Raw genomic sequence first — 13,767 nt, 5'->3', positions numbered from 1 at the left:
CGTGACCGAGCCCCTCACCCTCACCCCGCGCAACATGGACGCGATCTGCCTCGAGCACGTCATGCCCACGAACACGGGGAGCCACATCTCCAACGCACCGCCGTCCAGCCTGGCCAGGGACGGGCTGGTCGACGAGGCGCTGAACCTGCCCGGGGTCGACCGCTTCACGTACGTGTCGTTCGGGCTCGGCATGCGGCACGCGCTCACCGACACCCGCCCGGCCACCACGAGCTGGGACGGCAGCGTCGCGCGCCCGACCGGGGAGATCCCCCGGAGGTCGGCTCGGTGCGCGCGCTGATGTACCAGTTCTACCGCGGCATCCCGGACGAGGCGATGGACCGGCTGGTCGAGCGGCCGCTGTTCGGCGCGGGCAACGAGAACGTCCGGATGACGCTGGACGATCTCGGCGACCGGGCCGACATGATGGGCCTGCCGGTGGAGATCCCGATCAGCCGGTTCGCGGCGCCGGACGGCGCGCACCCGTTCCTGACCAACCGGGTCGTCTTCTCCGACGCGTCCGGGCCCACCACCCGGGAGAACGCCCTGCTGGTGAAGGTCGAGCCGAAGGACCGGGTCTGGGCGGAGAACCCGTTCGCCACGGTCGGCGACGACGTGCGCGCCGAGGCGATCGCGGGCGGCTACCCGAGCGGCCGGATCGTCCCGGTCCCGGGCGGGAAGCGGCTCGGCCGGCCGGGACCGCTGGCCGAGTTCGCGCACGCCGCCGCGCTGACCGGCGGCCGGCCGCTGACGCCCGAGGACCTCACCCGGGACGGTGTGCCGCCGCTGACCACGCTGTCCGGCTACGGCGAGGTGCTCGCCCACGTGGCCGGTGCGCCCGAGGCGAAGTACTCGCTGGTCGAGGTGCGCGGTCAGGGTGAGGCGGACGCGAAGGTGTTCGTGGCCGTGCACGACCCCGCGGGCGGCTCGTACCTGGAGTTCGGCAGCGGCACGTCCGCGGTGTTCCCGGACCTGCCCGAGTCCATTCGGATCACCACGCTGCCGCCCGACTTCGACCTGGCCGGTCTCACCGACGACCCGGCCACGGCCGGTGCCGTCCCGGCGACGCCGCTGGCGTTCCCGGCCGGCGTCACCCCGCACCACACCTTCGGCCCGGCCGGCACCCGCTCGGTCGACTGGATCGGCGGCAGCGGGGGAGCGCCCAGGGAACTGCTGGAGACGCTCTCCACGCACGCGGAGGCGCTGAACCGGTCCGTGATCGTCATCGGCCCGCAGCCGCGCGACGCCCGGTCCCTGCTCGAACCGCGTCGGTCCGAGAAGCGCGACCTGCTGCGTACCGAGCTGATGGTCCTACAGCACATCGCGAACGAGAACGTGGCGCCGATCGTCGTCGACTACGGCGGCGCCGGTGCCGAGTTCGCCAAGATGGCGGCGCGGCACGGCGCGCCGGTCATGCGGCAGTCCATGGGCGGCGGCCTGGACCTGGACCGCTCCTGGACCGGCGTCGGGCCGGACGGCAGCACGGTCGCGCCGTTCGCGCAGATCACCAAGGACCGGCTGAAATCGGTCGGCGACCTGCAGCAGACCCGGGTGACCCGGGTCGACCCGGTGCTCATGTCGCTGCTGACCACGCCGCTGAACGACGCGGCCGCGCTCCGGGAACGGTTCGAGACCGACGGCAGCACGCTGAAGGCGCTCCGGCCGCAGATCCAGGACCTGCCGGTCGACCCCGAGCTGTTCCGCGCGCACGACAAGCTGATCGAGCTGTTCGAGCGCAACGACGGGTTGTTCGGCCCCGCGACGAAGTACCTCGCGGACATCCAGGGCGGCGACAACCGGATGGTCCTGCCGGACCTGCCGACGGTCATCAGAGAAGCACCACCGGCGGTACGGACGGCCGCGCTCGAGGACCTGAAGGCGGTCACGTTCGGCACGCACGACGGCGGTGCCGCGCGGGCCGTGCTCGACGCGGTCAAGACCGGCATCTCCGGCGGCAGCAGGGAAGCGATGGCGAAGACGATCCGGGACTACGCGGTCTACCTGCCGAAGGGCGAGGGCGGCCGCGCGGACGTCATCCGTACGCTGCAGGGATGGCGGGACGCGGAGCCGGAGGGCGTGCTCAAGAGCGTCTTCGACGAGGCGGCGGTCCTGGTCGCCACCTGTCCGTGACCGCCCGGTGCCGGCGTCCCACCCGGGACGCCGGCACCGGAGACGTCACTGGCCTTCGACCTCTTCACCGGTGTCGTCGTGCACCCACTTGACCTTGACCTTGTCGTTCGGCTGACCGTTCCAGACCGCGCCGTCCTCGACGGTGATCTTCAGGTCGTACGGGCCGTCGCGCTCCTCGGTCCACGTCCACTCGCCCTTGACCGTTTCGCCGTTCTCGAACCACATGTCGCCGTCGGTGGTCGCCTCCGACGACACCGGCGGCGAGTCCTGGTCGCGGTGACCGCCCTGCTTGTAGAAATCCTCCTGCTCGTCCAGCGTCATGTCCTGGAAGTCCTCGCCCGCCGTCGGCGCGTCCGGCAGACTCCAGGTCGCCCACAGCGGCAGATAGTTGTCCCATTCCCCCTGCGGCGGGCCCTGGTCGATCAGCTGGTCCCCGAAGATCTCGAACGCCACCTTCAGGTTCGACTCGACCTGGGCGTACCCGTTCGCGGCGCCCTTCAGGCCGGTGGCGAACTGGTTGACCACCCCGGCCTTGTCCGGCTCGACCACGTCCGTGGTGTCCGGGTCGTCCTTCGAGCCGAAGAACTCCCAGACCACCGCCGAGTAGGAGTCGCCGAACTTGGTCTGCTCCTCCGCCGACTTGCCCGTCCAGCCGAGCTTGAGCTCGGCCCACGCGGTGCCGATCCGCTCGAACGAGGCGATGATGTCCTCGCGTTGCTTCTGCACCTTCAGCGCGACGTTGTAGAAGAGATCGACCGGGTCGATCTTCATCGCAACCGCATTCGCGTCGTTGTACGTCGAGGCGGTGATGTTGTCGAAGTTGAATTCCTCGGCCACGTGTGACCCCTTCCCTGGCGGACTGCACCACTCCAGAGCGTGGCGCCGCCCGGCGAGGTACGTCCACGTCCCCGAAACGGGGTCACACAATGCCGTTCCGGCGGCCGTCGCGGCGTCCAGAGGCCGTCACAACGAAGGTCTTGCCGCTGCCCCTCGATCGCTCGCTAACCTCCACGCGCGTGTCATGTCGGTCGCGATGAATGGTGTGGACGATGAGCAGCTCCGACGAGTCAGAGATCGGGTCCCGGGCCAGCTTCAGCGACGGCAGCACCGCAGATTACGACGCGGGCGGCGAGCTCGTCCGCCGGACGACCCCGGACGGCGTCGTCTACGAGGCGTTCGACGCGCAGGCCCGGCCGACCGGCGGGCACACCGACGCGGCGCGGTTCACCATCAACTACCCGGAGGCGGGGAATGGTTCGGAATCGGGAACAGGTAGCCCAAGCGTTGAGTACTCAGCCAACGGCGACATACTCCGCCAAAGAACCGCCGAAGGTACCGTCTTTGAAGCTTTTGATGCCGACGGCCGACCGCACGAAGGAAGCGCGGGCGGCGTCCACTTCAGCATTGATTACCGGCCGGACGGGCGCACCGTCAATACCTTCGACGACGGCACCGTCACCCAGTACGACCAGGGTGGACGTATCACGCGCCACGAAAGCCCCGACGGTACCGTCTACCATCGGTTCGACACTCAAGGCCGGCCCACTGCCGGCACCGCTCCCGACCGTGACGGCGGTGCGGATTCCACCGGTTTCACCATCGATTACACGGCCGACGGCGGTTCCGTCATCCGTTATTCCGACGGTACGTCCGCCACGACGGATTCCGCGGGGCGCGTCGTCGCTCAGGAGAGTGCCGACGGTACCGTCTATTCCGGATTCGACGACCGCGGACGGCCGCTAGCCGGCACCGACGACGACGGCCGCGACTTCACCATCGACTACGCGGCCGACGGCGGGTCGGTCATGCGGTACGACGACGGCGCGTCCGTCGGCGTCGACGGCTCCGGCGACGTCACCCGCCAGCAGAGCGCCGACGGCACCGCGTACACCTCCTTCGACTCCGAGGGCCGGCCGACCGCGGGCGAGGCCGACGGCCGCTCGTTCACGATCAGCTACGACCAGAGCGGCACCAGCACCACCCGCTACTCCGACGGCTCGTCCGTCCTCACCGACGCGGCCGGGACGACGCTGCGGCTCACCACGGCGGACGGCGGCGTCTACACGTCGTTCGACGCCCAGGGCCGGCCCACCGGCGGCACCACCGCGGACTCCGGCGCGTTCACCATCGAGTACGGCGCGAACGGCCGGACCGTCCAGACCTACGAGAACGGCACGCGGGTCGAGTCCGACGCGGACGGGCAGCCCATCCGGCAGACGACCGAGGACGGGACCGAGTTCTCCCGCTTCGACGGCCAGGGCCGCGCGGTCGCCGGCACCACCGCGGACGGCGAGACGTTCTCCATCACGTACGACGACCGGGCCCAGACGTCGACGATGTCGTACCAGAACGGCACGTCCGTCCTCACCGACGCGGCCGGGACGACGCTGCGGCTCACCACGGCGGACGGCGGCGTCTACACGTCCTTCGACGCCGAGGGCCGCCCGCTGACCGGCACGACCGCGGACGGCGAGACCATCGAGATCTCATACGAGCCGAACGGCAATTCGACGGCCCGGTACGGCGGCGCCGACGGCACGACGGTCACGTCGAACGCGAACGGCGATCCGGTGCGGATGGTGACGCCGGACGCTACCTACGACGCGTTCGATGCGGAGGGTCGGCCGACGCACGGTAAGACGGCTGATGGCGAGTCGATTGACATCGCGTATGAGGCGAACGGTAATTCGACGGCTCGGTACGGCGGTGCCGAGGGTGGTACGACGGTCACGTCGAATGCGGATGGCGATCCGGTGCGGATGGTGTCCGCGGACGCGACGTATGACGCGTTCGATGCGGAGGGTCGGCCGACGCACGGTAAGACCGCGGATGGCGAGTCGATTGACATCGCGTATGAGGCGAACGGTAATTCGACGGCTCGGTACGGCGGTGCCGAGGGTGGTACGACGGTCACGTCGAATGCGGATGGCGATCCGGTGCGGATGGTGTCCGCGGACGCGACGTATGACGCGTTCGATGCGGAGGGCCGGCCGACGCACGGTAAGACCGCGGATGGCGAGTCGATTGACATCGCGTATGAGGCGAACGGTAATTCGACGGCTCGGTACGGCGGTGCCGAGGGTGGTACGACGGTCACGTCGAATGCGGATGGCGATCCGGTGCGGATGGTGTCCGCGGACGCTACCTACGACGCGTTCGATGCCGAGGGTCGGCCGACGCATGGCAAGACCGCGGACGGCGAGTCGATCGACATCGCGTATGAGGCGAACGGCAACTCGACGGCCCGTTACGGCGGCGGCAGCGGCGGGGTCTCGGTCACCTCGAATGCCGACGGCGATCCACTGCGGATGGTGTCCGCGGACGCGACCTACGACGCGTTCGACGCCGAGGGCCGGCCGACGCACGGCAAGACGGCCGATGGCGACTCGATCGACATCGCGTACGAGGCGAACGGGAATTCGACCGCCCGTTACGGCGGCGCCGACGGCGGTGTGACGGTCACGTCGGATGCCGACGGCGATCCGGTGCGGATGGTGTCTGCGGACGCGACGTACGACGCGTTCGATGCGGAGGGTCGGCCGACGCACGGTAAGACGGCTGATGGCGAGTCGATCGACATCGCGTATGAGGCGAACGGTAATTCGACGGCTCGCTACGGCGGCACCAATGGTGGCACGACGGTCACGTCGAACGCTGACGGCGACCCCGTCCGGATGGCGTCCGCGGACGCGACGTATGACGCGTTCGATGCGGAGGGCCGGCCGACGCACGGTAAGACGGCTGACGGCGAGTCGATCGACATTTCGTACGACGGCAACGGCCAGTCGACCGCGAAGTACGGTGGTTCCGGCGGCAGCGGTGGCACGACGGTCACCTCGAACGCCGACGGCGATCCGGTGCGGATGGTGTCTGCGGACGCGACGTACGACGCGTTCGATGCGGAGGGTCGGCCGACGCACGGTAAGACGGCTGATGGCGAGTCGATCGACATCGCGTATGAGGCGAACGGTAATTCGACGGCTCGGTACGGCGGCACCAATGGTGGCACGACGGTCACGTCGAACGCGGACGGTGACCCGGTCCGGATGGTGACCGCGGATGCGACCTACGATCGTTTCGACGGTGAGGGTCGGCCCACGCACGGGACGACCAAGGACAACCAGTCGATCGATATCGCTTACGAGGGCAACGGTAATTCGACGGCTCGGTATGGCGGTGCCGACGGTGGCACGACGGTCACGTCGAACGCTGATGGTGACCCGGTCCGCATGGTCACGGCCGACGCGACGTATGACGGTTTCGACGGTGAGGGTCGCCCGACGCACGGGACGACCAAGGACAACCAGTCGATCGATATCGCGTACGAGGGCAACGGTAACTCCACGGCTCGCTACGGCGGCACCGATGGTGGTACGACGGTCACGTCGAACGCTGATGGCGATCCGCTGCGGATGGTGACCGCGGATGCGACCTACGACCGGTTCGACGGTGAGGGTCGCCCGACGCACGGGACGACCAAGGACAGCCAGTCGATCGATATCGCGTACGAGGCGAACGGCAATTCGACGGCTCGGTATGGCGGCACCAATGGTGGCACGACGGTCACGTCGAACGCTGATGGTGACCCGGTCCGCATGGTCACGGCCGACGCGACGTATGACGGTTTCGACGGTGAGGGCCGGCCCACGCACGGGACGACCAAGGACAACCAGTCGATCGACATCGCCTACGAGGGCAACGGCAACTCCACGGCCCGCTACGGCGGTGCCGACGGTGGCACGACGGTCACGTCGAACGCGGACGGTGACCCGGTCCGGATGGTGACCGCGGATGCGACCTACGACCGTTTCGACGGTGAGGGTCGCCCGCTGCACGGCACGACCAAGGACAACCAGTCGATCGACATCGCCTACGAGGCGAACGGCGACTCCACGGCTCGCTACGGCGGTGCCGATGGCGGCACGACGGTCACGTCGAACGCGGACGGTGACCCGATCCGCATGGTCACGGCCGACGCGACCTACGACCGTTTCGACGGTGAGGGTCGTCCGCTGCACGGGACGACCAAGGACAACCAGTCGATCGATATCGCGTACGAGGCGAACGGTAATTCGACGGCTCGGTACGGCGGCACCAATGGTGGCACGACGGTCACGTCGAACGCTGACGGCGATCCGCTGCGGATGGTGACCGCGGATGCGACCTACGACCGTTTCGACGGCGACGGCCGCCCGCTGCACGGCACCACCAAAGACGGCCAGTCGATCGACATCGCCTACGAGGGCAACGGTAACTCCACGGCTCGCTACGGCGGCACCGACGGTGGCACGACGGTCACGTCGAACGCTGATGGCGATCCGCTGCGGATGGTGACCGCGGACGCGACCTACGACCGTTTCGACGGCGACGGCCGCCCGCTGCACGGTACGACCAAGGACAACCAGTCGATCGACATCGCCTACGAGGCGAACGGCAACTCGACCGCTCGCTACGGCGGCACCAATGGTGGCACTTCCGTCACCTCGAACGCCGATGGTGACCCGATCCGGATGGCCACCGCCGACGCGACCTACGACCGTTTCGACGGTGAGGGCCGGCCGACGCACGGCACGACCAAGGACAACCAGTCGATCGACATCGCCTACGAGGGCAACGGCGACTCCACGGCTCGCTACGGCGGCACCGATGGCGGCATGACGGTCACGTCGAACGCTGATGGCGATCCGCTGCGGATGGTGACCGCGGATGCGACCTACGACCGTTTCGACGGTGAGGGTCGCCCGCTGCACGGCACCACCAAGGACAACCAGTCGATCGACATCGCCTACGAGGGCAACGGCAACTCGACCGCCCGCTACGGCGGTGCCGACGGCGGCATGACGGTCACCTCGAACGCTGACGGTGACCCGATCCGCATGGTGACCGCGGACGCGACCTACGACCGTTTCGACGGTGAGGGCCGCCCGATCCACGGGACGACCAAGGACAACCAGTCGATCGATATCGGCTACGAGGGCAACGGGAACTCGACCGCCCGTTACAGCGGTGCTGACGGTGGTGTGACGGTCACGTCGAACGCTGACGGTGACCCGATCCGGATGGTCACGCCGGATGCGACCTACGACCGTTTCGACGGTGAGGGCCGGCCCACGCACGGGACGACCAAGGACAACCAGTCGATCGATATCGGCTATGAGGCCAACGGGAACTCGACCGCCCGTTACAGCGGTGCCGACGGTGGTGTGACCGTCACCTCGAACGCCGACGGCGATCCGATCCGGATGGTCGCCGGCGACGCGACCTACGACCGTTTCGACGGCGAGGGCCGGCCGACCCACGGGACGACCAAGGACAACCAGTCGATCGACATCGGCTACGAGGGCAACGGCAACTCCACGGCCCGTTACAGCGGTGCCGACGGCGATGTCACGGTCACGTCGAATGCCGACGGCGATCCGATCCGGATGGTCGCCGGCGACGCGACCTACGATCGGTTCGACGGTGAGGGCCGCCCGACCCACGGGACGACCAAGGACAACCAGTCGATCGACATCGGCTACGAGGGCAACGGGAACTCGACCGCTCGTTACAGTGGTGCCGACGGCGATGTCACGGTCACGTCGAATGCCGACGGCGATCCGATCCGGATGGTCACCGGCGACGCGACCTACGACCGTTTCGACGGTGAGGGCCGGCCCACGCACGGCACCACCAAGGACGGCCAGTCGGTCGATATCGGCTATGAGGGCAACGGCAACTCGACCGCTCGTTACAGCGGTGCCGACGGTGGTGTGACGGTCACGTCGAACGCTGACGGTGATCCGATCCGGATGGTCACGCCGGACGCGACCTACGACCGGTTCGACGGCGAGGGCCGGCCCACGCACGGGACGACCAAGGACGGCCAGTCGGTCGATATCGGCTATGAGGGCAACGGCAACTCCACGGCTCGTTACAGCGGTGCCGACGGCGAGATCACGGTCACCTCGAATGCCGACGGTGACCCGATCCGGATGGTCACGCCGGACGCGACCTACGACCGGTTCGACGGCGAGGGCCGGCCGACCCACGGGACGACCAAGGACAACCAGTCGGTCGATATCGGCTACGAGGGCAACGGCAACTCCACGGCTCGTTACAGCGGTGCCGACGGCGAGATCACGGTCACCTCGAACGCCGACGGTGACCCGATCCGCATGGTTACCGGCGACGCGACGTATGACGGTTTCGACGGTGAGGGCCGGCCCACGCACGGCACGACCAAGGACAACCAGTCCGTCGACATCTCGTACCAGGGCGAGAACTCGGTCGCCCACTACTCGGGCCCGGACGGCGGCGTAACCGTCACCTCGAACGCCGACGGCGACCCCATCCGCATGGTCTCGCCGGAGGCCACCTACGACCGTTTCGACGGTGAGGGCCGCCCCACGCACGGGACGACCAAGGACAACCAGTCGGTCGACATCTCGTACCAGGGCGAGAACTCGGTCGCGACCTATTCCGGCCCGGACGGCAAGACGGTCGTCACGTCGAACGGCGACGGCGATCCGATCCGGATGGAGACGCCGGACGCCACCTACGACCGTTTCGACGGCGAGGGCCGCCCCACGCACGGGACGACCAAGGAGAACGCGTCGGTCGACATCTCGTACCAGGGCGAGAACTCGATCGCGCACTACACGGACCCCGACGGCGACGTGACCATCACGTCGAACGCCGACGGCGACCCGATCCGCATGGTCACCGGCGACGCGACCTACGACCGTTTCGACGGCGAGGGCCGCCCGATCCACGGCAGCATGAAGGACGGCCAGTCGGTCGACATCACGTACCAGGGCGAGAACTCCGTCGCGCATTACACGGGCGGCCCGGACGGTGCACTCACGGTCACGTCGAACGCGGACGGCGACCCGATCCGGATGGAGACGCCGGACACCACCTACGACCGTTTCGACGGTGAGAGCCGGCCGATCCACGGCGTCACCAAGGACGGCCAGACCGTCGACATCTCGTACCAGGGCGACAACTCCGTCGCTCGGTACACCGGCCCGGACGGTACCGTCACGGTCACGTCGAACGGCGACGGTGATCCGATCCGGATGGAGACCGCGGACGCGTCCTACGACCGTTTCGACGGCGAGGGCCGCCCGATCCACGGGGCCACCAAGGACGGCCAGACCGTCGACATCTCGTACCAGGGCGAGAACTCGATCTCCCGGTACACCGGCCCGGACGGCACCGTGACGGTCACGTCGAACGGCGACGGCGACCCGATCCGGATGGAGACCGCGGACGCGTCCTACGACCGTTTCGACGGCGAGGGCCGCCCGACCCACGGCGTCACCAAGGACGGCCAGAACGTCGACATCTCCTACCAGGGCGACAACTCGGTAGCCCGGTACGCCGGCCCGGACGGCGACGTGACGGTCACGTCGAACGGCGACGGCGATCCGATCCGGATGGAGACGCCGGACGCGACCTATGACCGTTTCGACGGTGAGGGTCGCCCGACCCACGGCGTGACCAAGGAGGGCGACCAGGTCACGATCGAGTACCAGGGCGACAATTCGATCGCGCGGTACGCGAGCCCGGACGGCACCGTGACGGTCACGTCGAACGGCGACGGCGATCCGATCCGGATGGAGACGCCGGACGCGACCTATGACCGTTTCGACGGTGAGGGTCGGCCGATTCACGGTACGACCAAGGACGGCCAGCCGGTCGACATCGCGTACCAGGGCGAGAATTCGATCGCGACGTACTCGGGCCCGGACGGCAAGACGGTCGTCACGTCGAACGGCGACGGTGACCCGATCCGGATGGAGACGCCGGACGCGTCCTACGACCGTTTCGACGGTGAGGGTCGGCCGATTCACGGTACGACCAAGGACGGCCAGCCGGTCGACATCGCGTACCAGGGCGAGAATTCGATCGCGACGTACTCGGGCCCGGACGGCAAGACGGTCGTCACGTCGAACGGCGACGGTGACCCGATCCGGATGGAGACGCCGGACGCGACCTATGACCGTTTCGACGGTGAGGGTCGGCCGATTCACGGTACGACCAAGGACGGCCAGCCGGTCGACATCGCGTACCAGGGCGAGAATTCGATCGCGACGTACTCGGGCCCGGACGGCAAGACGGTCGTCACGTCGAACGGCGACGGCGACCCGATCAGCATGGTCACCGCGGACGGCACGACCTTCGACCGTTTCGACGGCGAGGGCCGGCCGATCCACGGCGTCACCAAGGAGAACGAGGAGGTCAACCTCAGCTACGACGGTGCCGGCAACAGCACCGCGCACTACCCGGCCTCCGACACCACGGTCGTCTCCAACGCCGACGGCGACCCGATCCGGATGACGACGGGTGACGGCACCACGTTCACGCAGTTCGACGGGCAGGGCCGGCCGACCGGTGGCGCGACCAAGGACAACGAGCCGATCACCATCACGTACGACGACGTCGCGAAGACCAGCACCGCGCACTACGCGGACGGCACCGAGGTCGACTCGAACGCGAACGGCGACCCGATCCAGATGCGCACGGAGGACGCCACCTTCGACAGCTTCGACGATCAGGGCCGCCCGATCGCGGGTATGACGAAGCAGAACGAGTCGATCTCGATCACCTATGACGACGTGGCGCACACGTCGACCGCGGTCTACGGCGGCGACGTCCATGTGGTCTCGGACGCGGACGGCAACCCGATCGAGATGCGCACGCCGGACGCGACGTTCAACAGCTTCGACGATCAGGGCCGCCCGATCGCGGGTATGACGAAGCAGAACGAGTCGATCTCGATCACCTATGACGACGTGGCGCACACGTCGACCGCGGTCTACGGCGGCGACGTTCACGTGGTCTCGGACGCGGACGGCAACCCGATCGAGATGCGCACGCCGGACGCGACGTTCAACAGCTTCGACGATCAGGGCCGCCCGATCGCGGGTATGACGAAGCAGAACGAGTCGATCTCGATCACCTATGACGACGTGGCGCACACGTCGACCGCGGTCTACGGCGGCGACGTTCACGTGGTCTCGGACGCGGACGGCAACCCGATCGAGATGCGCACGCCGGACGCCACCTACAACGACTTCTACGACGACGGCCGGCCCCGCGGCGGTACCACCAAGGACGGCGACAGCATCGTCCTCACCTACGACGACGCGGCCGGGACCACGAAGGCCGTGTACGGCGGCGACATCGAGGTGATCTCCAAGGGCAACGTGACGCTGGAGATGCGCACGCCGGACGCGATCTACACCGAGTTCTACCCGGACGGGCGGGTCAAGGCCGGCACGACGAGGAAGGACAACGAGAGCATCCTCGTCACGTACGACGACGCGGCCGGCACCACGACCACGAAGTACGGCAACCACACCGAGGTGCTCTCCAAGGGCGACGTCGTCCTGGAGATGCGCACGCCGGATGCGATCTACACGAAGTTCGACGGCCAGAACCGGCCGACCGGCGGGCACACCACCGAGGACAACGACACCATCTCGATCGTGTACGACGACGGTGCGAAGATCTCGACCACGACGTACGGTGACGGCACCCGGTACGTCGCGCAGTTCGACGGCACCCCGGTCAGCCTGTTCTCGGACGGCGTCCTCTTCACCGAGTTCGACGACAAGAAGCGTCCGGTGTCGGGCATCAACCAGGAGACCAGCGAAACCGTCTCGATCAAGTACGACGACGAGGCGAAGACCTCGACGACCACGTTCGGTAACGGCGGTGAGCTGATCTCGACGCTCGACGGGACGCCGATCAAGTTCACGGCCGCGGACGGGACGATCTTCTCGGAGTTCTACCCGGACAAGCGCCCGAAGGCCGGCATCGCCGACGGCATCCCGTTCACGATCACCTACGACGACGTCGCGAAGACGTCCCGGATCGACTACAAGGACGGCACGTACATCGTGCTCAACGAGCACGACAAGCCGACCTACATGCAGACCGGCGACGGCTACAAGTTCACCGAGTTCTACGACGACGGCCGGCCGAAGTCCGGGACCACGCCGGACGGCGACAAGATCGTGTTCACCTACGACGACGTCAAGCACCAGAAGACCGCGATCATTAACGACGGCGAGCAGACGATCGTCTACGACTCCAACAACAATCCGCTGTCGATGACGACGGACGAGGGCTGGATCTTCGACACGTACGACCCGGCGCTGGGCGAGTTCACCCGCGGCTGGGACCCGGACAAGAAGCAGTGGTTCGACATCACCTACGGCCCGGGCGGCGAGGTCACCTGGACGTACGGCAAGGACGAGTACATCACCTTCGACGAGCAGGGCAACCCGATCTACCAGGTCACCCACGACGGTGACGGCAACGTGGTGAAGATCGACTACACGGTGCAGATCCCGCTGCTGAAGACGACCGCGGAGCTGACCAAGACCGAGCGCGACAAGATCGAGGACCTGCTGGAGGAGATGAAGACGACGCTGAGCGCCGGCGAGGAGTACTGGGTCAGCCCGGCCGGCACCACCTACGCGACGTACCGCAAGGCCATCGAGCTGGCCTCGAAGAACCTGCTCACGGTCCTGGACGCGTCGATCAAGAAGCTGAACCTGACCCACCAGAACTACGTCGACGCGGAGAAGCAGAACGCGGAGAACTTCCGGCCGGACCGCTGACGGTTCGGCAAATTCCTCCTTCGTC

The 13,767-nt window shown here is 67.7% G+C and carries 4 protein-coding genes; 3 read left to right on the top strand and 1 reads right to left on the bottom strand.

Annotated elements, in window-relative coordinates; translation table 11 throughout:
- The first annotated feature begins 1 nt into the window (after nt 1).
- Nucleotides 2-298 (top strand): hypothetical protein, encoded by a 297-nt coding sequence (locus tag J2S43_RS23155; protein ID WP_306832521.1) that lies wholly within the window; start codon nt 2-4, stop codon nt 296-298.
- The gene (locus tag J2S43_RS23150; RefSeq protein WP_306832519.1) at nt 286-2,127 is read left to right on the top strand and encodes a hypothetical protein; all 1,842 of its coding nucleotides are present in this window, start codon (nt 286-288) and stop codon (nt 2,125-2,127) included. The genes J2S43_RS23155 and J2S43_RS23150 overlap by 13 nt, the downstream gene beginning before the upstream one ends.
- Nucleotides 2,128-2,172: 45 nt before the next feature.
- Here the strand turns inward: J2S43_RS23150 and J2S43_RS23145 are convergent, their stop codons facing one another.
- A complete protein-coding gene (locus J2S43_RS23145; RefSeq protein ID WP_306832517.1) occupies nt 2,173-2,964 on the bottom strand; it encodes a hypothetical protein in 792 nt (263 codons plus the stop codon).
- 212 nt (nt 2,965-3,176) lie between these two features.
- On the opposite strand from J2S43_RS23145, the gene J2S43_RS23140 reads away from it, so the two are divergent.
- The gene (locus J2S43_RS23140; RefSeq protein WP_306832515.1) at nt 3,177-13,742 is read left to right on the top strand and encodes a hypothetical protein; all 10,566 of its coding nucleotides are present in this window, start codon (nt 3,177-3,179) and stop codon (nt 13,740-13,742) included.
- The last annotated feature ends 25 nt before the right edge of the window (nt 13,743-13,767 follow it).

It is taken from the genome of Catenuloplanes nepalensis, assembly GCF_030811575.1.
Taxonomy (GTDB): Bacteria; Actinomycetota; Actinomycetes; order Mycobacteriales; family Micromonosporaceae; genus Catenuloplanes; species Catenuloplanes nepalensis.
Note: the sequence above shows the minus strand (reverse complement) of the source record. Positions and strands in the feature narration are given on the sequence as shown.